Source organism: Iodobacter fluviatilis (assembly GCF_004194535.1).
GTDB classification, from domain to species: Bacteria; Pseudomonadota; Gammaproteobacteria; order Burkholderiales; family Chitinibacteraceae; genus Iodobacter; species Iodobacter fluviatilis_A.
Genome location: NZ_CP025781.1, coordinates 1,227,480 through 1,247,639, shown reverse-complemented (window position 1 = coordinate 1,247,639; position 20,160 = coordinate 1,227,480). Strand labels below are relative to the sequence as shown.

Here is a 20,160-nt window from a genome sequence, read left to right as displayed (position 1 = left end):
ACACGAAATCCCCTGCGCTGCGGTCCAATCGAGTCGGCGGCGGGCGGGATTGGCTCGCTGCCTCGCTCCCAAGCGATCCCCCGCTCCGCTTGTTCGGAGCTTGCGTGTTTCAAGGGGAAATTTAAGCCTAGCAGCCTATCGGACTTAAGACTGATCTACTACGGAAAAGCCGGATTTGGCCATGTTTCACGCATTTTCTCGTTGAATAGCCAGCTATTCGCCTGAAAAACCCGCGAAATCTGTCTCAAACCGGTCTTTCCCTCGCTACGATCGCTTAAGTCCGACAGGCGGCTAGTGCCACGATCAGAGTAAAAATCTAGATAACAAGGTTTGAAAATATTTAAAGTTTATTCAAACACCTTAATTCAATCCCTGTTTTTTTCCGTGAAACTCCGTGTTCTCTGTGAACTCCGTGGTTCAAGATTTGGGTTTATAGCATCCGTTAAATAATATTCAATCCCGGATGATCTTTCATGGGTTTGTCGAGGTAATAGCCCTGTACTTGATCAATCCCTAATTCAATCAGCATATTAAAAATGGCTTCGTTTTCTACAAACTCGGCAATGGTTGTTTTGCCCATTTCATGCGCCATGCTCACCATGCCTTTTACAAAGACTTGGCTATCGTGATCGCTAATAATATCTTTAATAAAGAAGCCATCAATTTTCAGTACGTCTGCTTTTAATTGTTTTAAATAGGCAAAGGAAGCAAAGCCAGTACCAAAATCATCGAGGCAAACAGTGCAACCGGTGGCTCTGAGTGCATCAATAAAACGCTCCGCATCGCGGATATCTGATACTGCGGCTGTTTCGGTGAGCTCTACCAATAGCCTTGCTGGATTTACTTTATGTAGTTTGAGCTGCTGGCTAATGTAATCAGGCATTTCTGGTTCATCAAAAGAGCGGCCAGAAATGTTAATTGCAATGGATGGAATATTGGCCTTTTGGCCGAGTAATTCAATGGTGGTGCGAATCACCCAACGATCAATATCAATGATCTTGCCGGTTTTTTCGGCATGGGTAATAAACATCCCAGGCATAATGAGCTCACCCAGCTTTTGCCGATCTTTCATACGTACCAAGGCTTCTAAGTGAGCGAGCTTGCGTGTTTTTGGGTAGTAAATTCCTTGGTAGTGCAGCTCCAGGCCTTCGTTTTCTAAGGCCTCGGTAATGCGATCTTTCCATGAGAGCCGGTTAATTGCTGATCGGGAAGGATCGGCGTCTTGGCGGTACATGCGCCAAGTGGATTTACCTGCAGATTTAGCCTGATACATGGCCGAATCCGCGTGGGCGACCAGCTCTAGTGAGTTGCTCGCATGATTGGGAAATAGCGCTACGCCGACCGATGAAGATGGGCGCAGTACATGGCCTTCAACGGTAAAGGGGATTTGCGCGATCGAGCTTACAATTCGCTCGGCTAGTTTACTGACTTCAAATTCATTGCAATCAGGGACTAAAATCGCGAATTCATCCCCACCAAGGCGAGATAAAACCTCATGGCGGCGCACTTGTAGGCCAATGGTTTTGGCGATGGATTTAAGTAACTCATCACCCACGCCATGGCCAAAAGTATCATTCACATGCTTAAACTCGTCCAGATCGAAAAACACTAAGGCCATCGCGCTTTGCTTACGGTCTGCTTCTGAAACCATTCTATCTAGCTCTTGCTGGAAGCGATGGCGGTTATACAGGCCGGTGAGCGAGTCACGCTCCGCTAGCTTAATCATATGTTCGGATATTTCGCGTTGTTGGGTAACATCTTCATAAATCCACATCCGCCCATTGGCAGCGCCTTGGCTATCGAGCACCTTAAAGCCATGCTGGGTAATCACACGCCCATCATTCATGGTGAGCTCACCAAAATCGACCTTATCGTCAGAGAGAACCAGATCTTCAAGGTAGGTCGCAATAATATCGCCTAGGGCTGGCCGGTTTTCTGCAATTTGTAAAATTTGTCCGATAGGTTTGCCTGGCAATTGATTGCTAGGCCCAAGGCCCCATAAATCACAGAAGGCGGGGTTATGAAATACCACGCGATTATCGTTATCTACAAACAACACGCCAAAGCGCATGGCCGTGAGTAGTGCGCTTAAGCGGGCCCGTTCGGATTCGGCGCGGGACAAATAGCTTTGCCCTAGCGATTGAATTTGCCGCAGTTCAATCACAGCTTTGCGTAAGGATAAGCGGTCTTCTTTTAGCTCGCTATTATCGCGAATACTGGCTCTGAGCCCTAAATAGCTATTGTTTGAATCGTAGATAGGCTGCCAAGAAACCGAGGCCCAAAAGGGTTGTCCATCACGGCGTACCGCACGAAACTCAAAATCTTGAATCACGGTGCGATGCAGTAACGCTTGTTGCAGGGTTTCGGTGACACGCTCTCGCTCCTCAGGCATGGTGAGCGAGAGTGGAAAATCCCCTAAGAGCATACATTCATTGACAGAATAGCCCGAGAGGCGTGTGACGGAGTCATTAATCCACACCAGCTTGCCTTCATCGGGGGATAGCCATAGCTCCGTGCTGTGTGTGTAGTTAGCAATGGTATGAAATTTTTCTTCATTCATAACAAGGGTATCTACGCGTTCTTTGATTGCAGCCGCCATTTCATTAAAGCGGATGGTGAGTAGGGATATTTCGGTCAGGCCATGGCTAGGTAGGGGGACTTCGTAGCGCCCTAGCGCAGCGTTTTCAGCGGCTTTGATGAGCCGGTGAATATGCCGAGTAAGCCAAAAGCCCAGTACACCCATGATGAGGGCACAAAGTAAAACCCCAGCGACAATAGTCATTGCGCTTTGCAGCATGAGTTGATTAATGCCGCCCCGCATGATTCCTGTGGAAACACCAAAGCGTAGCTCGCCAAAAGGCTCGCCCGCAAATTCAATCGGGGTGGAGGCGTGAATTAAAGTTGGCAAATCATGATCGAGCGATAATTTATCTACTGGAGGGAGTTTTTGTGCAATATCCCAGCCCCGAGCGGCAATGATTTGTTTTTTATTATCGAGCAAAATTAAGTAATCAATCCCTTCGGGGGTGCGAATTCCTTCTAGTAAATCTGCTGCTTGTGCCAAGTTGCCACTGGATAAAGGCGTAGCAAAGGCCGCATTTAATAGGCGCGATAATTCTTGTACGCGCACTTCCGTGACATGGGTCGCCATTTCTGACCATATTTTCGATGTATTGAGCAATAGGATGGCTAAAATCGTACCTTGCACGACTAAGGTGGCAACAATTAAACGTGCTCGTAGCGAATTAAAAAACGGGAGCGATGCCATGCAAACCTGTTAGAAAAGGAGTCTATCTTTTATAGGCCAAGCCGCTTCAGTATGTCTTGGCCGCTTGGTGATTCAGAGATATTGCTTGCACTCATTCTGATCACTACCGAAAGCATTGCTGGCTTTCGGTAGTGTTACATAGTCAATAATAATGATGAATTGAAATGCCGTATATTGCTGATTTATTTTCTCAATACAACTTTAGTTTCGTAGTTGCTTAATAAATACTTTTGAACGTCTTTGATAATTGTAGAGCTGTTTTCTTTCAATCGGTAAAGCATCGACGGTGGCTAAGGCAAAGCCTCTTTCAACAAACCAATGCGCGGTACGGGTGGTCAGCACAAATAGCTCGCGTACTCCTAGGCTGCGGGCGTGTTGCTCAATATGCTTGAGTAATTGCTCGCCTCGATTGGCATCGCGGTAATCGGGATGGATCACCAAACAGGCCATTTCTGCCATGTGGCTTTTAGCGAAGGGGTACATCGCCACGCAGCCCACAATCTTACTATCGTGCTCGAGTACCGAGTAACGATGGATTTCACGCTCGAGTAATTCTCGCCCACGTTTCACTAAAACCCCATCGTCCTCTAGCGGCTCAATCAAGGCCAATACCCCGCCGACATCATCAATGGTGGCTTCACGCATGGTTTCGAGTGAATCACGCGATACCATGGTGCCAATTCCATCGTGGGTAAATAGCTCTTTAAGCAAAGCACCATCCACATGATGACTAACCAAATGCGCCCGTGCTACGCCATTGCGCACCGCTTTGATGGCGCAAGGCAGATACAGCCGGATATCTTCGTTTGGATGAGGGTGAGTGTTTAAAAACTGCTCAGCTTGCAAGGCAGTAAGCTCGGTCAGTAGCTCGCCCACTAAGTCTTCTACCCCTTGCTGGCCAAGTAAAAAGATCAGCTTGTCGGCACGCAGGGCAATGGCAGCGCTGGTGGCCACGTCTTCGAGTGGCACATTAAATACTTCGCCCGTGGGCGAGTAGCCCAAGGTAGAAAGCAATACGAGCTCGCCGTCATCAAGACGATAGCGGATGGCGGTAGTGTCTACTTTACGTACTTCGCCGGTGTACATTAAATCTAGGCCATCACGAATGCCCATCGGCTGCGCCGTAATAAAGTTGCCCGCTGAGACGCGAATATCGGCATTTGCCATGGGCGAATTAGCCAAACCCATAGACAGCCACGATTCAATTTCTACTCGAACTTGCCCCACCGCCTGAATGACACATTCTAAAGTTTGAGCATCGGTAACGCGTAAACCATGGTGATAGCGGGTTTCTAGGCCCCGCTCATTAATTCGCGTTTCAATTTGTGGACGAGCACCATGCACAACAACTAGGCGCACCCCAAGGCTGGTGAGCAGGTTGATATCGTGGGTGATGGTGGCAAATTTGCCATCTCGGACCACTTCACCGCCTAAGGCGATGACAAAAGTGCGATCACGAAAGGCATGAATATACGGGGCGGCCAGACGAAAAGACTGGACGAACTCATCGGCTTGCATGGGATTCCTAAAAGATTTGATAGCTTTGAGTTAAGTATGGGTTATTGCTAGGCTCTGTTGGTATTTGTTGCACGATTATTGTGTTTGCAAATCAAACGTCAAAGGAGACCTAGCAGCCTGTCGGACTTAGACGGTCGAAGCGAAAAATCGCATGGTCGAGACCAGATTTTGCCGGATTTGCAGCGCCAATAACGAGTTATTGGTCAAAAATCTGGTGAAATATAGGCCGATCAGGTGATTTTTCAGCTGACTGATGCTAAGTCCGACAGCCTGCTAGATAGCATGCCAACTGGGGAGACGCCGGATTTTTTCATATTTTGTGCAATTTTACTTCAAATAGCTAGCAACTTAGTCTTAAGGGAGTAGACACCTGCTTTAGACGAGTCTTTCTATTCAAAATATGGGTGAAGTCCTCTAGGGTCTGTTGACGTTTCATTCGCGGCTGCGTTCCGCCCTAAAAAGGGGCTAAACCCGAAGGGCTGATCCGGAAAATGGCCATTCACTGCGTGATGCTCCTCGACAATAACCCGTTATTGCCTTCTTCACATGCCTTGTGTCTGGCCGTTTTCCGGCTCAGCGCAATGGCGAATGAAACGTCAACAGGCCCTAGGTGGTAAGGACGGTGTAAAAGGATTGTTGTGTCTATATTGTAAAAGCGACTGCGTAAAGGAGCTTAGCCATGCTTACACTTTTTCTACGAATTTCCCCCTTGCTGATTGCGCTAGCTTCATCAGCAGCGGAGGGTTTGGAGTGGCAAGTGGAGCTTGGGCAGGGCATACAGCCAAGCCATGTTGAGCAGCACCATTTGTTTAGAGTGGCTTTACACAAGCCGCTACCTTGGTCTTGGTATGAAAGTAATACCGGCAAATTAAGCTCTGGTTTTTCGATTGGGGGCGGATTGTGGCGCGGCGATGATCGCAATACAGGTGAAGTATTTATTACACCAGAGCTAAGATATGAATGGACGCCACTGGAGACCGGCACGCAGTGGTTTGTGGAGGCGGGGGTGGGCGGGCATTTGTTTTCCCGCACGGATTATGCCAAACGTGGCCCTTTTAGTACGGCATTTCAATTTGGTGAGCGGTTGGGCGCAGGCGTACGTTTTGGTGAGCAGTCCGCTCAAGATTTAACGCTGATGTATCAGCATCATTCAAATGCCGATATCAAAACGCCCAATTATGGCGCTGATTTTGTGGTGCTGCGCTACGGCTTTAAAATGTAGATGAGTGGTGTGACGGTTCACAATTTTTATCCACTAAAAACACGTAAGGTATGAAAAATAATGGAGCTTCAGGTGTAAGTTTTCGCTCTACCTGTTCTTATTTTTTACGCTTGTAGCGTTTTTAGTGGGTGACCCTATTTATGTGAAAATTAATACGCGCCGCGCCCGCTCACTACCGTGCGTATGGTTTTGCAGACAATTGCCACGTCGTACCAAAGATTCCAGTTTTTAACGTACCAAGCATCCAGTGCCACGCGTTCTGCGTAGGTGGTGTCGTTGCGGCCAGAAACTTGCCATAAGCCAGTTAGGCCTGGGCGCGCTTCTAAATAGAAATCAACGTGCTCCCCATAACGCTCTAGCTCGGCGGTGATAATTGGGCGGGGGCCAACAAGGCTCATTTCACCTTTGATTACATTCCACAGTTGCGGAATCTCATCGAGGCTGGTTTTTCTTAAAAACTCGCCAATCGGCGTAATGCGCGGATCATTTTTAAGCTTAAAGTCTTTATCCCATTCCGCACGTGCCTCGCTGCTGTTTGCCAATAGTTTTTCTAGTACTTCTTGGCTGTTGGAAACCATGGTGCGGAATTTCCAGCACTTAAATGGCTTGCCATTAATCCCTACGCGAACATGGCCAAAGAAGATGCTTCCAGGGCCGCCCTGACGTTTGATTTGAACCGCTACATAGGCTAATAGTGGAAAAAGCAAGATCAAGCCAACGCTTGCACCAAATAAATCAAAAGCGCGTTTTAAGGTGGTCAGCGATTTTACTGATAAATTATTGCGTACACGCAGTAGCAGTACTTCATGGCTAAAAAAATGATGCGGCACCACGCCAAACAGCGGTAAGCCAGCGATCGGCGGGATGATGTGCATATCTTTATATTTAAGCGAAAGCAGCTCAATTTGCGGGCCAAGACGGCGCAACTCATCTTCATCCACGGCAACCACCACGTGGGGGCGGCCGTTATTATCTAGCCAAGAAAGCAACCCGCTTTCGTCTAGCTGAATAACCGGCCTAGTTTGGCCGTCAATGATCAATGTGGCTGGATCACTTTGGTTAATTGATAAAAAGGCTTGCACCTCAAATCCCAGCTGGCGCTCGCTGTGCATGGCGCGGCAGGCGTCGATGGCATTGCTGCTGGCCCCAATCATCACCGTGGGCAGTTGCCAGAGCTGCTTAGATAACAGCCAGTTTTTCATTTGCGAGCGTAAAAATGGCAAGAGCAGCAGTGCCAAGCTCCAGGACATTGGCCACAAAAAGCGCGATACAGTGAATTTGCCTAGCAGTACCAACATGCCGTTTAAAAGGGCAGCTAAGAGCAGAGCACGCAGGATTTCCAGCAGCTCATCCCAAAACGGCAGGCGCAGGCTGTAATGGCCTCTCCACCAAAAGTTGCCCACGGTGAGCACGGCTAGAAACAAAAACGCGGTACTTTGTTGCGAGCCTTCCCACCACCACCAAGCGGCAAAATCGCCACCAATTCTTTGATGGCGAAAAAAGCTCAGCATGGCCAGCGCCGCACAAAACGACGCGGTAAGCGCAGCAAAATCGGCCAGCGCTAACAAAGGCTTAGCCCTTTCGGCTTGTAAATGCTTGTTCATTTTACTTCCTGATTTTCAAGCAAAAGATTGGTAGAACAGAGGACGGGTAATACCCAATCCTATTCACTTAAGAGAAACGGTATTCGTAGGGTGGGTGCAACCGCCATTTTTCGGATTTCATCGTAAAGCTCGGCAGGTAAGCACCTGCCCTAGGGTCTGTTGACGTTTCATTCGCCATTGCGCTGAGCCGGAAAACGGCCAAGCACAAGGCGTGTGACGAAGGCAATAACGGGTTATTGTCGAGGAGCATAACGCAGTGAATGGCCATTTTCCGGCTCAGCCCTTCGGGTTTAGCCCATTTTTGGGGCTGCACGGCGTTAAAAATCGCTCATGGTACTCGTACCATGTCGCCATTTTCTCCTTGTTCAGCCCCAAAACTGGGCCAAACGCAGCCGTGAATGAAACGTCAACAGACCCTAGGCTAGTCCATAAGCTTGATAAAGACTCGCCATCATTTTATCCAGCGAGTAATTCGTTTCAGCAAACAGCCTTGCCTGTTCGCCAAGTTTTTGGCGGGCGCTGCGGTCTTCGATCAGCGTGTTCAGGTATTTTACAAAGTCGCTGCTGTTTTCACACAGATAGCCATTTTCGCCATCTATCACCAAATCTTTATTGCCCACCACATTGGTCGCTAATACCGGCAGGCCAGCGGCCATGGCTTCGATGACGGCGACGGGCAGGCCTTCCCAGCGCGAGGTCTGGATATAAATATCCAAGCTTGCCAGTTGCTCTAAAGCTTGGCTGCGATCTATCCAGCCGCTGAGTTTTACATTGGCGTTTTTTAGGTTTTTTTCTGATGCCACATCGCCGCCGCCTATCCACACAAACTCGACGCCGGGCTGGGCCATCTGGCTGGCGATTTTGGCAAATAGATCGGGGTTGCGGGCAAGCGTGACTCGGCCCGCGGTGCCGATGCGCACGATATCCTGATTGCCCCTAGCGGGGAGGATGGCGGCCAGATCGACGGCATTATTGACCACCACCACATTGCTGCTGAGATGGCGACTAATTTCTGCGCCTTCGGAAGGCGAGCAGGCGATAAAAGTGGTTGGGATTTCTGACAGAATTTTCTCGACGGTCATGAAAATGGTATTTTTTAAACGCCCTTCAGCCCGCTGCAAAAACGATAAACCATGCGGTGAGAAAAACCACTTGGGAGCTGAGCGGCCACGAATAAATAAACTGACAATTCGCCCCAGCGCACCGGCCTTGGATGAATGCATATGCACCACTTCGGGCTTTAATTCACGCAGCCAGTGATAAAGCGCCCGGCCAGCACGCCAGTCGGCGGCGGGGTTAATGGCGCGCACCATGGGCAGCTGAATAAAGCGGATGGCATCGACAAATAGCGCTCGCCAGTTATTCGGTGTTTCTTCGCGTACCGAATGAATAATAGTAACGCTATGGCCGTCTTTGGCCTGGGCATTGGCCATTGCTGACACCATAGACAGCGTGCCAGCGCCAAAGGCCTCGACAATATGTACAATTTTAGCGGCATGTTTTACGGGGATCAGATTCATACTTTTTTGGCTCTTAATTTTGATTTGAGCTTAAACACCAAGGAGTAGGGGAGCAAGAGTAAAAGCTGGGTTCTGGCCATGCCGATCAGGGCGGCCACGCTGCCATCACTATATTTTTTTTGCACCGCCAAGCGGGATTTGAGCTGCTGGCGGCGTTTACTTAGCGAAATGCCGCTGGGGTCTAGCTCGTAGCGGATCAGTACCTCGGGTAGGTTGGCTACTTTAAACTGGTGGGTGAATTCGCTAAACAGTGCGTAGTCTTCTGCGGCAGGCGTATCCAGCGGGTAGAGGCCGGTGCTGGCCAAAGCGGTGGTTCTGAGCATCACTGCCGGATGGATAAAGGCTGAGTTATTACGCATGGCTCGGGTAATGGCCGCGTGCTCACTTGGGTGGCGCATCACAAATTGCTCGGCTCCTGCCTGATCGACAAAGCTAGCCGCGCCGCCAAGCAGCATCACATCGGGGTGGCTGTCTAAAAAGGCGACTTGCTTGGCTAGGCGATCGGGCAGGTTTTCATCGCCACAATCCAAGCGGGCAATCAGCTCGTAGCCGCGGGAGGAAATCCACGTCAGGCCAGAATTAAGCGCGTGTTCGATGCCACGATTGACCGACAAATTTAAAAACCGTAATTCGCCCTGCGCCTTAAACGCATTTCTGGCCACCGTATGCTCGATCGGCGCACGCGTGCTGCCATCATCCACCACCAGCACATCACATTGCTCGTTGGGGCCGATGGAGGCTAAAGACTTAATCAGCCCGGCAGGATTATTAAAATGCGGTATCAGTAAAATAAGGCGTGTCATGTGTGCTTCTGTTTTTGCGAGTGCAGCTTCGCGTTTAAATTAACAATTGTAGGGCGGGTGGAACCCGCCGAATTACTCGAGAACATGTGTGCTAAGCAAGGTCAAAAAGATCTTTTTAGTGCCTTCGGCACGGTGATTTTGGTGCGGGAATCCCCCGCAAGGGACTCCCTTTCTTGAACGGCCAAGAAAGGAAGCAAAGAAGGCCGCCCCGACCAGCACGAAAGCCCCTCATCTGCGGACAATCGAGCGGCGGCTGCGGAACTCGCTTGCAGGCTCGCTCAAACAGTCCTCACCGAAACCCCGCCCGCTTGTTCCTCGCTTCGGCGTGCTTCAAGGGGATTCTTAAGCCCAATGCAGAGCTTGCGTTTATTCTAATTTTTGTTGTTTGCATAAGGGTAAAAGCAAACGGCTTAGAGTACATGCATAGATCTGGCTCACATCAATCAATTCCACTTCCCCATCCCCAGTAGCCGTTTGATTTTACGGGTGAAGCTGACCGGTAGGGCGAAGGATAGGCTGGCTTTGCTTATTTTTATGAAGGACCGTGGCGAGTAATCGAAGTAGCGCCATAGTAGCTTGATCCGCATTGCTTGCTGTTGGCGGCGGCGGCTCATGGAGATACCCGCATCGTTGTACTCGCTGCGGGTTAGCACCTCGGGCAGATTAGCTGTTTGATAATGCGCCACAAAGCGCCAGAAATAAGCAAAGTCTTCCGCGGCTTTGCAGTCAGTCGGGTAAAGCCCCAGCTCTTTTACTCCGGCGGTTCTAAACATTACCGTGGGATGGGTAAAGGCATTGTCATCGTGCATCTGGCGCAAAATTTCATCGTGCGTCTGCGGCTGATTAATCGTAAAACGATCGCCGCTGGTATCAAAAAATGTCACCGCGCTGCCTAATAAATACACATCTGGATGGCTATCTAAAAAAGATGTTTGCTTAGCAAAGCGATCCGGCGCGCACAAATCATCGCAATCTAAGCGAGCAATATACTCATATTCCGCCTCAAGAATTGCTTGCAGCCCCGTATTGAGCGCGTGCTCAATACCTTGATTTTGTGGCAAATAAATAAAGTGCAATTCGCCATTCGCCTGCCAGGCTTTTGCACAAGCCGCCTCATCGACTCGCTGCCTGCTGCTGCCATCATCCACGATAAAAGCATCAATTTGCTCGTGCTTACCCACAGAAGCCAAAGACGCAGCAAGGCCCTGTGGATTATTAAAGTGTGGAATAAGTAAGGCCGTGCGGTTCATCTAAGCGCTTTGTGCAAGTAAAGTCCGCTATTTTAACGGGTTTTAAGGCTTGGCGTGCTGAGGTGAAATGTAAATTGGGCGGATTTGCCTGCGAGGGGTTTAAGTCTGAGGATGTGATTCGTGTTTTGTTTAGAGTGATTAGTTTTATGATTGCTCTGCGGATAAAGATATTTTCATGGCATGCGGGGGCTAAACGCATAATTACAGCCCCAATTGCCTGTTTAATCTTCATTTAATTGAGTTAATCAACATAACATCATTTGGATTTCCCCTATGCGGCGTCGCCCATCTGCACGTTTACTGGTGTTATCACCAGAAAACCATATTTTATTATTTTACTTTGTATTCACAAAGGGGGCTTTGGCTGGAAAGTCCTACTGGGCCACGCCTGGAGGGGGCGTTGAAGATAATGAGAGTTTTGCAGAAGCTGCTGTGCGGGAGTTTGCTGAAGAAATTGGTCAGCACAATTACTCAATTAGCGAGGAAATTGCCTGTCAGAAATTTATAATGAAATTACCAGATGGCGAATCCGTGATTTCGGATGAGCGCTATTTTATTGTGCGAATGAGTAAAGTTGCTCCTGACCGCGCGGCTTGGAGTGCTTTAGAAATGGAAGTGATGAAGCAACACCGCTGGTGGACGCCTGAGGAAATCGCGATGACAGACGAGATTGTTTTTCCGGAAAACTTGCTGGAAATGTTAAAAAACAGAGTGTTATCAGTTTGCTAAAAATGCCTTTATTCTTTCAAAACTAAATCAGCTGCACTATCTCCCATTAAAAACCGTGGCCCAGATCCCAGATGGCGGGCTTGGTCGTCTGCGTTATACAGGCTGCATTTTTGTAGCGATAAACAGCCGCAGCCTATGCAGGAATCCAATAGCGTTTGTAATGCACATAGCGCATCTATTCTGGCTTGCAGCATGGGCCGCCAGGATTGCGATAGCTGCGCCCAGTCCTCAGGCGTTGGCGTTCTTTGCTGCGGCAGGGAGGCCAGTGCGGCTGATATTTCTTCAAGGCTTAGGCCCACATTTTGTGCAACGCGAATAAAGGCCACTCTGCGCAGCACTTCTCTTGGGAATTGCCGAGTTTGCCCGCTACTGCGAACGCTGCTGATTAAGTCCTTGCTTTCATAAAAACGCAGCGCGCTGGCTTTTACCCCTGAGCGTTTAGCCAGAGTGCCGATTGAAATCAAAGTAGTCATGAAAAAAGCTCCTTAACACGCTTGACTTAAAGTTTACTTTAACTTGCATAGTGATATGGCATTTAAATTTTAAGGAGTGGCAATCATGGAACTAGCGTATCTGGAGCATGTAAATATCACGGTGAGCGATCTGGATCGAGCCGTGCGTTTTATACAAACGGCGATTCCGCACTGGAAAATCCGCGGCAGAGGCAAAATGGATTGGTTTGGCGCGGAAATCGATTGGCTGCATATCGGCGATGATTTTGCCTATATTGCTCTGCAAAGTGGTGGAATAGGGGAGGCGCCGGGTTGGAAAACACATCTGGTCGGTGTGAAGCATCTGGGCTTTGTGGTGCCGTCTTTAAAAGACACGATGCAAAACTTGGAAAACGCGGGCTTTATGCTTGATCACGCGGGAGGGAGTGATACCCATCGAGATAGTGCTTATTTTATGCTTGGTGAGGATATTCAGTTTGAGTTTGTTGAATATTCGTCTGAGCTGCCCGCTCAGCGTAATGGCTATGCATCGAGTGTTGCTGACGCGATGGGGGTGAGTTAGCTTGGGGGAACTCACTTTAACGCTAAGTGTGCAGGCGCTCAGGTGCTTGGTGATCAGCTCTGGTTGGGGCTGATCAGTGAGCGAGGGCAGCTCTTACATTCACTTTAAGTTGCGTATGAAAGAGCTGATGCCTGTTTGCCCTTGCTGCGGGTTAAATGCCGTTCAGGATGGTTTGTAGTTCATCGTTGCCTTTTTCCCCAAGTGGCAGCAATGGCGCGCGTGGTATGCCTGCATCAAAGCCTTGTAAGCGTAAACCTGCTTTGATGGTGGTCGGTAAGCCTCCTTTCATGATGAATTGCAGTAACGGCAATTGTTTGAAAAAGTGCTGGCGAGCAGCCGCTAAATCGCCAGTGCTGATGGCATTGTATAAAGCCAGCGGCAGTGCCGCATTCAGGTTGGGGGTAGCGGTGCACCAGCCTGTTGCCCCTGCACTTAATGCGGCGAGTGCCAGGGTGTTGCTGCCGTTATAAAATGGCAGGCTGCCATTGCTTAATTGATTCAGGCGATGCATGCGCTGAATATCGCCGGTACTTTCTTTCACCATGGTCACATTGCTCACCGCTTTACTGATGCGCACAATCAGCTCAGGCGATAAGTCGATTCCGCTGGTGGCTGGATTGTTGTAGAGCATGATGGGAATACTGAGCGCGGCTCCGATACTGGAATAGTGACGGATGATTTCTTCTTCACTGAGTTTCCAGTAGGAGACAGGTAAAACCATGACTGCATCAGCACCGGCTTGCTCGGCATATTTGGCGCGGCGGATCGCGTTTTTGGTGGTTAAGTCAGAAATGCCGACGATGATGGGTACGCGTTTGTCTACGGCGCTGATGGAGGCGCTGGTCACGGCATCCCATTCTTCATCAGACAGATATGCGCTCTCACCAGTGCTGCCCAGTGGCGCAATAGCATGTACACCATCGTTAATTAATTTGTCGATGAGCTTGGTGAGTTGTGCTAGGTCGACACTGCCATCGTGCTCAGCAAAGGGCGTGACCGGATAGGCGATAATGCCGTGAAAGAGTGGTTTCATAATTTGTTCTCCAATATTAAATACGGTCATTTGCTTTGTGAATCAAAGCAGGCAATCTGGGTGCATATTGATTGCACGCCGGGCGTAATAATCAAAGTTGACGGAGTTACGTTTTTTTGTAGAGATCCAGTCATGAGCCTCATTTGCTAATTGCGGTGGCAGAGGCTTGACCTCTCCGGCCGCCATGGCGAGTAATTGTAATTTTGCGGCTCGCTCGATCAGGATGGCTAAATAGCAGGCTTCTTCAACTGTTGTGCCCACTACCAGCTGGCCGTGGTGGGCCAGCAGAATGGCGCGTTTATTGCCAAGTGCCTGAGAAATAATTTCACCCTCACTATTGCCTACCGGTACACCCGGCCATTGCGGCAGAAAGGCGCAATCGTTATAGAGCGGGCAGGTATCCATGTGCGAAATAATCAGCGGCTGCTCCAGCATCGATAGGGCGGCAACATAGAGTGGGTGGGTATGAATAATGCAATTTACTTCTGGGTGTTCCCGGTAGATCCAAGTGTGAAAACGGTTTGCCGGATTGGGGATACCGCTACCGCTGATGACTTCCAGATCATGATTTACATGAATCAGGTTAGATTGAGTTATTTCATCAAAGCCTAAGCCTAATTGCTGAGTGTAAAAGGTGTTTTCTTGCTCTGCACGGCAGCTGATTTGCCCAGCTAAGCCTGAATCATGGCCTTGGTCAAATAAAATGCGGCAGCTTAAAGCGATCTTTTCCCGTTCGCTCCAAGGGTGATCGATGATTGCCGCATCTAAGCGTTGCTGAGCAATATGGATAAGTTCGGTTTTAGATAAGTGCAAGGTGCTTGACATAGATCCTCCTAGCGGTAATGTGCTGAATGACACGGTGTTTATAATAAGACACTTGTGTCATGTGTTAAAATAGATTTTTTTGAGAATGTAACTATTTACTTATGAATATCAGACTGAAGTTACTCAGGAAGCAGGGCGGTTGGACATTAGAAGCACTGGCAGAGAAAGTGGGGCTGACTAAAAGTTATTTATCTAAAGTAGAGCGGGGCGTGTGCGTGCCATCGATTGCGGTAGCCTTGAAATTATCTAAAGCACTGAATGTCGATGTGGAGCAGTTATTTTCTGCCATCAATAACCGGGAATTAGTTTGTATTACACGGGCAGATGAGCGGGGCAGTTTGGGTGATCCGGCGCTGGGGCCGCGCCGTGCGTACGAGAGCATTGCTTTGGCAATGGCGGCTAAGAAGCTGATGCCTTTTATGCTCTACCCGCCAGAAGATTTTGCGGATTCAGCTTTTGTGGAGCATGAAGGGGAAGAGTTTTTATTTGTTCACCAAGGCGTGGTGGAGATTGAGTTTCCGACTGAAACGGTGCAACTTAGTGCAGGGGATTCATTGTATTTTAATGCGCTTATCCCGCATCGCACTCGCAGCGTGGGAGAGATGCAGGCACAGATGTTGGTGGTGGTGAGTAATGAGCGTCACCAATAAAAAAAATCAGCATGCGCCTGTACACATGCTGAACTATCTTGTTTTAGTTAGCAGCTATCTTGAAAGTTAATCATATCTTGCGTTGTAGCAAACCGTTTTACAAAGCCCCCAACTTCCCCGCCCTGAAATCAGCCACCGCTTGCGAGATCTCTGCTTGAGAGTTCATCACAAACGGGCCGTATTGCACGATGGGCTCTTGGAGCGGCTGGCCAGCAAACAGCAGCACACGGCTGGCGGCGGGGCTTTGGATGCGGATGCCGTCGCTATTTACATCGTTAGCAAAAATGGCCAGTTGCTCGCTGGCAACCGCAGAGCCTTCAATCTCTACATCACCGCGATAAACATAGATAAAGGCATTGTGCCCGGCAGGGATGGCTTGGGTGAATTCGCTGCCAGCGGGCAGATGCAAGTCTAAATACAGCGCCTGGGTGGCGGCTTTTTCAACGAGGCCACTCGTGCCGTGGCTTTGGCCCGCGATCACATGCACCGCCACACCGGCGTCGGTGGTTACACTGGGCACGGTTTTAAAATCTTTGTACCAAGGCGCGCTCATTTTTTCGGTTGCTGGCAGGTTTAGCCATAGCTGAAAGCCTTCCATACGGCCGTTTTCCTGCTCGGGCATTTCGGAATGCATGACACCGCTGGCGGCCGTCATCCATTGCATACCGCCGTTTTCTAGTAAGCCTTCATGGCCCGCACTGTCTTTGTGGCGCATTTTGCCGGCAATCATATAGGTGACGCTTTCAAAGCCTCGGTGTGGATGCTCTGGAAAACCTGCCAGATAGTCTTGCGGATCGTCGCTTTTAAAGGCGTCTAGCATTAAAAATGGGTCTAGTCTTTGTTGCAAAGATTGGGTCAGCGCACGGTTAATTTTGACACCCGCACCTTCCATCACTGGGCGACCCTGTACTTTTCTTTCTAAAGTGCGTGGACGAGTTACCAGTTCGGTGTTCATGGTGTATCTCCATTTATTTAACTGTGCAAACAAAACCCAAGTCTTTTTTCGTAGGGCGGGTTTCACTCCGTACTCGTAAACCAAATTAAAAAAGATCTTTTTAGTGCCTTCGGCACGTTAATTTTGGTGCGGGCGTCCCGCTGGACCTTCCTTTCTTGCGTGGCCAAGAAACGAAGCCAAAGAAGGCCACCCCACGAAACACGAAGGCCCCTGCACTGCGGACAATCGAGTCGGCGGCGGGCGGGATTGGCTCGTACCTCGCTCCCAAGCGATCCCCCGCCCCGCTTGTTCCTTGCTACGGCGTGTTTCAAGGGGACATGAAAGCCCTATGCTGAGATCGTTGTTACTACGTTTTTTCCTTGTTTGCGGAAAAAAAGCAAACAGGTTAGCGCAGGGTGCAACCCGCGAATCATGCTAAATAAATACACGGGGTTGCACCCGCCCTACGACTTTCCGTTTTAAAACTCTGTGTCCTTTGTGTCTGCAGAACTTTGCCTTAAGCCACCGCCAGTTCGATTTCGCTGTGGGCTTGGCTGATGCCTTTGCTTTGCATTTCATCGCCCATGTTTAGGCCTTCGGCGTAGATAAATTCCACTTGGCTCATGCCTAAAAAGCCTAAAACGGTACGCATATAGTCTGCGATGGTGTCGCCTGTTGTGCCGCGATGCACACCACCACGGGTGAGAACTACATACACTTTTTTGCCTATTAGTAAGCCTTCTGGGCCGTTGGTGCCGTATTTAAAAGTAACACCGGCGCGGGCAATGGCGTCGATCCAGTTCTTAAGTTGAGCAGTAATGCCAAAGTTATACATCGGAGTGGCAATGATGAGCGTGTCTGCTGCTTGTACTTCGGCGATCAATGCATCATTTTTGGCAACGCTGGCGGCTTGGGCTGCGGTCCGCGCTTCAGCAGCGGTCATCAGCGCGGCTAAAGTGGCTTCGTCCAGTACTGGATGTGGATTGGTGGCGAGATCGCGTAACACCAGTGTTGAGCCTGCGTGGCTGTTCAGTAGTTTTGTCGCCAGCACATTAGCCAGTTGTGTAGAGAAAGCACCGTTGCTGCGTGCGCTGGAGTTGATTTGTAAGATGTTCATGTCAGCTCTCTTGCTCGTTGTGTCTTGGAATAATGCTAATGTAGCCTTAGAGATTAATGGGCAGAAGTCCTTAAAATGGATAGTATTGTTCCATTAATGGAACAATGGTCGAAACTATGAAAATAGAAGCCAATGATCTGCTGCTATTTGCTCGTGTGGCGGATGCAGGTAGCTTTAGCCGCGCTGCTGAACGGATGGGGCTGCCTAAATCCACCGTATCGCGGCGAATTGCCAATATGGAAACGGCATTGGGCGAGCGATTATTGCTACGTAGTACCCGTAAATTGGTGCTTACCGAGTTTGGCCTGCATGTGTTGGAGCATGCGCGGCAGATTGCCAATGAGTTGGATGCGGCCGTGGCGCTGGTGGAGCATCGGCAAGCCGAGCCGAGCGGCTTATTGCGGCTGTCTTTACCTGGAGATTTTGCTGTTTTGGTGTTGGATGATTTTTTACATGCATTTAGTCAGCGTTATCCGCAAATTCGTTTAGAAATAGATTTATCCCCACGCCGAGTAGATTTACTGGCAGAGAACTTTGATTTAGCGCTAAGGATGGGGGATTTACCGAGTGATGCCATGCTGGCTGCTAGGCGGATTGCGTTATTTAATGTGGGCCTATATGCATCGCAATGCTATGTGGCGGTGAATGGCTTGCCGGATGGGCCGGAGCAGTTAAATAACCACCATACCTTGGCGATATTAAAAAGCAGCGGCGGCGCGCTGCCTTGGGCTTTGCAAAAGGGTAAGGCTACGCAGCATATACAGCCACAGCCTAAATTTTGCGCCAATTCCCCTCAATTACTCATCCGTATGGCCTGCCGTGGGCAGGGGATTGCGGCGGTTAGCGAATCTTTTGCGAAGCCTTATTTGGAGCGGGGCGAGTTGGTGCGTATTTTACCCGACTGGTGTTTGCCCCCCGTGGCGGCTTGGGCTGTGTTTCCAGAGCGGCGCTTAATGCCCGCTAAAACACGGGTTTTTTTGGATCTGCTAGAGCTGGCTTTAAAGGCTTAGCAACTAAAGCGTACCGCAGCTAGTCTTAGCGATTGCGCCAGCTCAGCATTATGATCCACGGCGATATTGATTTCTTTTGATGCAGAGAAGGAGCGCTCTGTCATCACGGCAATCAGCTGCACATTCACGGCAATCTCTTGGCCTGCTGTGTTTTGCTCGGCCAAGGCATCGGAGATTTTCGCCATGGCTTCTTTGGTTTCAGCAGCGCTTTGCTTAATCAAAAGCAGCACTTCACTGCTGTGGTTGGCGTGCTCTAAGGCAAGCTCGGTTTGGCGTAAGCTATTGCGCATATTGCTGGCTGCTGTATGTGTGGTGCTGGCTATGGTGCTAAGGGTTTCCTGAATTTCACGCGTGGCTTGGGTGGTGCGCTCGGCGAGTTTTCTAACTTCATCAGCCACAACGGCAAAGCCACGGCCTTGCTCGCCAGCTCTGGCGGCTTCGATGGCGGCGTTTAAGGCGAGTAAATTAGTCTGCTCGGCGATATCTTGAATCACTCTTGCTACACGACCAATACTGGCGCTATGTTCTTCTAAATGGTTAACGGTGTCGGTGACGGTATGGGCGCTATCGGCCACAATTTGCATTTCTTTGGTCAGCTCATTTAAAGCCAGCGCACCTTGCTCGGCATGTTTGCCAGAGGCGGTGGCGACTTCAAAGGCATAGCTTGAATAATCTTTAAGATACGACATTCCCGTTGAAAGCTCTTCGACTGCGGCAGCCATCCGAGCGGCGGCATCGCTTTGCTCTCCTGCGGATTCGTGTACTTCTTGGCTACTGCTGCGGGTTTGTGCGGCATCGGTGGCAAGTTGGTTAGATGAGTTTTGAATGTTTTCTACAAGGGCGGCCAGTTGGGTGCGCATTGATTCCATTGCGCCAGCTAAGCTATCTCGCATATTGCTTGGTACATGCACAGGTGAGGCTAAATCGCCTTCAGCAATTCGTGTGGCTGCGGATCGCATATCACTAGGCTCGCCACCTAAATCGTTGAGTAGTGAGCGCAAAATCCAGCCAGACAGCAAAATACCCGATAAGGTGGCGATAATCACAAATACTGCGCCGCCAACCAAGGCTTGATCGTGGCTACTGCTAAATGCAGCTAAGTTTTCTTGTGCTACGTGCAGTTGCAGTTTAATTAGTTTATCTACCGTGTCGGTAATAGGATCAACACTTTGATAAAGCGTTGTGGCGGCATATTCATTGATGGCCGCAAAGTTATTGCTGGCTAAGAGTTTCTCGAGCTGATCAAAGCTAGCTCCCGCGGCTAACATATTTTTATCGGCGATTTCTACCAGCTTATTTTCATCAGCGGTGAGCTCGGTGGCGTGATAGGTCTGCCATTGCTCTTTGATGGTTTTTCTGGCGGTTTGGACATTTTTTAAGCCGGCTGCGATGCTCATGCTGCCATTGGTGACTTTATGCACCGTATCCACAATATTGATGGCATACATATCTGATACAGACTTGAGTTGCACTAAGGGCATCACTCGATCTGCAATGGTGGTTTGAAATTTTTTAGAGCCATTTTCTAAACAGCTAAGACTAAGCACCGCTAGCATTAAAATAATACCGAGTAGGCTGCCAGATAATAAGATTAGCTTGTGCTTAACTTTCATGGTTTTCTCATCTTAGGTCAGGATGGTATTTAAAAGGTAGAACTAATTTG

At 49.3% G+C, this 20,160-nt stretch carries 17 protein-coding genes; 5 read left to right on the top strand and 12 right to left on the bottom strand.

Annotated elements, in window-relative coordinates; genetic code table 11:
* Positions 1–442 precede the first annotated feature (442 nt).
* Both C1H71_RS05405 and argA read right to left on the bottom strand, forming a co-directional pair.
* Positions 443–3,268, bottom strand: a complete 2,826-nt coding sequence (locus C1H71_RS05405; protein ID WP_130105660.1) for a bifunctional diguanylate cyclase/phosphodiesterase — start codon at positions 3,266–3,268, stop codon at positions 443–445.
* Between the two features lie 201 nt (positions 3,269–3,469).
* Positions 3,470–4,786, bottom strand: coding sequence for an amino-acid N-acetyltransferase (gene argA / locus C1H71_RS05400; RefSeq protein WP_130105659.1), 1,317 nt, complete (start codon positions 4,784–4,786; stop codon positions 3,470–3,472).
* 679 nt (positions 4,787–5,465) lie between these two features.
* Between argA and C1H71_RS05395 the strand changes: the two genes are divergently transcribed.
* Positions 5,466–6,008 (top strand): acyloxyacyl hydrolase, encoded by a 543-nt coding sequence (locus tag C1H71_RS05395; RefSeq protein WP_130105658.1) that lies wholly within the window; start codon positions 5,466–5,468, stop codon positions 6,006–6,008.
* Positions 6,009–6,157: 149 nt separating this feature from the next.
* Here C1H71_RS05395 and wbaP read toward each other — a convergent pair whose 3' ends face one another.
* From wbaP to C1H71_RS05375, 4 genes are all read right to left on the bottom strand, one after another.
* On the bottom strand, positions 6,158–7,612 hold the full coding sequence (gene wbaP, locus C1H71_RS05390; protein WP_130105657.1) for an undecaprenyl-phosphate galactose phosphotransferase WbaP: 1,455 nt from the start codon (positions 7,610–7,612) through the stop codon (positions 6,158–6,160).
* A gap of 416 nt (positions 7,613–8,028) precedes the next feature.
* Positions 8,029–9,132: a glycosyltransferase gene (locus C1H71_RS05385; RefSeq protein WP_130105656.1), complete on the bottom strand. Its 1,104-nt coding sequence runs from the start codon at positions 9,130–9,132 to the stop codon at positions 8,029–8,031.
* The gene (locus C1H71_RS05380) at positions 9,129–9,935 is read right to left on the bottom strand and encodes a glycosyltransferase (RefSeq protein ID WP_130105655.1); all 807 of its coding nucleotides are present in this window, start codon (positions 9,933–9,935) and stop codon (positions 9,129–9,131) included. Before C1H71_RS05380 ends, C1H71_RS05385 begins: the two co-directional genes overlap by 4 nt.
* A 443-nt stretch (positions 9,936–10,378) precedes the next feature.
* Complete coding sequence (locus C1H71_RS05375) at positions 10,379–11,185, bottom strand: glycosyltransferase (protein ID WP_130105654.1); 807 nt, start codon at positions 11,183–11,185, stop codon at positions 10,379–10,381.
* Between the two features lie 273 nt (positions 11,186–11,458).
* On the opposite strand from C1H71_RS05375, the gene C1H71_RS05370 reads away from it, so the two are divergent.
* On the top strand, positions 11,459–11,914 hold the full coding sequence (locus tag C1H71_RS05370; RefSeq protein WP_130105653.1) for an NUDIX hydrolase: 456 nt from the start codon (positions 11,459–11,461) through the stop codon (positions 11,912–11,914).
* An 8-nt stretch (positions 11,915–11,922) separates the two neighbouring features.
* Here the strand turns inward: C1H71_RS05370 and soxR are convergent, their stop codons facing one another.
* Positions 11,923–12,387 (bottom strand): redox-sensitive transcriptional activator SoxR, encoded by a 465-nt coding sequence (soxR, locus tag C1H71_RS05365; RefSeq protein WP_130105652.1) that lies wholly within the window; start codon positions 12,385–12,387, stop codon positions 11,923–11,925.
* 85 nt (positions 12,388–12,472) lie between these two features.
* Here soxR and C1H71_RS05360 point away from each other — a divergent pair, with 85 nt between their 5' ends.
* Positions 12,473–12,928: a VOC family protein gene (locus C1H71_RS05360; RefSeq protein WP_130105651.1), complete on the top strand. Its 456-nt coding sequence runs from the start codon at positions 12,473–12,475 to the stop codon at positions 12,926–12,928.
* A gap of 151 nt (positions 12,929–13,079) precedes the next feature.
* On the opposite strand, the gene C1H71_RS05355 is transcribed toward C1H71_RS05360, so the two are convergent.
* Positions 13,080–13,961 (bottom strand): dihydrodipicolinate synthase family protein, encoded by an 882-nt coding sequence (locus tag C1H71_RS05355; RefSeq protein ID WP_130105650.1) that lies wholly within the window; start codon positions 13,959–13,961, stop codon positions 13,080–13,082.
* 42 nt (positions 13,962–14,003) lie between these two features.
* Positions 14,004–14,786: an aldolase gene (locus C1H71_RS05350; protein ID WP_130105649.1), complete on the bottom strand. Its 783-nt coding sequence runs from the start codon at positions 14,784–14,786 to the stop codon at positions 14,004–14,006.
* Positions 14,787–14,887: 101 nt separating this feature from the next.
* On the opposite strand from C1H71_RS05350, the gene C1H71_RS05345 reads away from it, so the two are divergent.
* Positions 14,888–15,436, top strand: a complete 549-nt coding sequence (locus tag C1H71_RS05345; protein WP_130105648.1) for a helix-turn-helix domain-containing protein — start codon at positions 14,888–14,890, stop codon at positions 15,434–15,436.
* A gap of 97 nt (positions 15,437–15,533) precedes the next feature.
* On the opposite strand, the gene C1H71_RS05340 is transcribed toward C1H71_RS05345, so the two are convergent.
* Both C1H71_RS05340 and C1H71_RS05335 read right to left on the bottom strand, forming a co-directional pair.
* Positions 15,534–16,391: a pirin family protein gene (locus C1H71_RS05340; protein WP_130105647.1), complete on the bottom strand. Its 858-nt coding sequence runs from the start codon at positions 16,389–16,391 to the stop codon at positions 15,534–15,536.
* Positions 16,392–16,887: 496 nt separating this feature from the next.
* Positions 16,888–17,487 (bottom strand): FMN-dependent NADH-azoreductase, encoded by a 600-nt coding sequence (locus C1H71_RS05335; RefSeq protein ID WP_130105646.1) that lies wholly within the window; start codon positions 17,485–17,487, stop codon positions 16,888–16,890.
* 116 nt (positions 17,488–17,603) lie between these two features.
* Between C1H71_RS05335 and C1H71_RS05330 the strand changes: the two genes are divergently transcribed.
* Positions 17,604–18,497: a LysR family transcriptional regulator gene (locus C1H71_RS05330; protein ID WP_130105645.1), complete on the top strand. Its 894-nt coding sequence runs from the start codon at positions 17,604–17,606 to the stop codon at positions 18,495–18,497.
* On the opposite strand, the gene C1H71_RS05325 is transcribed toward C1H71_RS05330, so the two are convergent.
* A complete protein-coding gene (locus C1H71_RS05325; RefSeq protein ID WP_130105644.1) occupies positions 18,494–20,110 on the bottom strand; it encodes a methyl-accepting chemotaxis protein in 1,617 nt (538 codons plus the stop codon). The genes C1H71_RS05330 and C1H71_RS05325 overlap by 4 nt on opposite strands.
* Positions 20,111–20,160: the final 50 nt, after the last annotated feature.

Coding starts and splice junctions, on each gene's coding strand:
- C1H71_RS05380 (WP_130105655.1), bottom strand. CDS start 9,935: ATGACACGCCTTATTTTACTGATACCGCATTTTAATAATCCTGCCGGG.
- C1H71_RS05350 (WP_130105649.1), bottom strand. CDS start 14,786: ATGTCAAGCACCTTGCACTTATCTAAAACCGAACTTATCCATATTGCT.
- C1H71_RS05395 (WP_130105658.1), top strand. CDS start 5,466: ATGCTTACACTTTTTCTACGAATTTCCCCCTTGCTGATTGCGCTAGCT.
- C1H71_RS05325 (WP_130105644.1), bottom strand. CDS start 20,110: ATGAAAGTTAAGCACAAGCTAATCTTATTATCTGGCAGCCTACTCGGT.
- soxR (WP_130105652.1), bottom strand. CDS start 12,387: ATGACTACTTTGATTTCAATCGGCACTCTGGCTAAACGCTCAGGGGTA.
- C1H71_RS05360 (WP_130105651.1), top strand. CDS start 12,473: ATGGAACTAGCGTATCTGGAGCATGTAAATATCACGGTGAGCGATCTG.
- C1H71_RS05370 (WP_130105653.1), top strand. CDS start 11,459: ATGCGGCGTCGCCCATCTGCACGTTTACTGGTGTTATCACCAGAAAAC.
- argA (WP_130105659.1), bottom strand. CDS start 4,786: ATGCAAGCCGATGAGTTCGTCCAGTCTTTTCGTCTGGCCGCCCCGTAT.
- C1H71_RS05355 (WP_130105650.1), bottom strand. CDS start 13,961: ATGAAACCACTCTTTCACGGCATTATCGCCTATCCGGTCACGCCCTTT.
- C1H71_RS05385 (WP_130105656.1), bottom strand. CDS start 9,132: ATGAATCTGATCCCCGTAAAACATGCCGCTAAAATTGTACATATTGTC.
- C1H71_RS05345 (WP_130105648.1), top strand. CDS start 14,888: ATGAATATCAGACTGAAGTTACTCAGGAAGCAGGGCGGTTGGACATTA.
- wbaP (WP_130105657.1), bottom strand. CDS start 7,612: ATGAACAAGCATTTACAAGCCGAAAGGGCTAAGCCTTTGTTAGCGCTG.
- C1H71_RS05340 (WP_130105647.1), bottom strand. CDS start 16,391: ATGAACACCGAACTGGTAACTCGTCCACGCACTTTAGAAAGAAAAGTA.
- C1H71_RS05375 (WP_130105654.1), bottom strand. CDS start 11,185: ATGAACCGCACGGCCTTACTTATTCCACACTTTAATAATCCACAGGGC.
- C1H71_RS05335 (WP_130105646.1), bottom strand. CDS start 17,487: ATGAACATCTTACAAATCAACTCCAGCGCACGCAGCAACGGTGCTTTC.
- C1H71_RS05330 (WP_130105645.1), top strand. CDS start 17,604: ATGAAAATAGAAGCCAATGATCTGCTGCTATTTGCTCGTGTGGCGGAT.
- C1H71_RS05405 (WP_130105660.1), bottom strand. CDS start 3,268: ATGGCATCGCTCCCGTTTTTTAATTCGCTACGAGCACGTTTAATTGTT.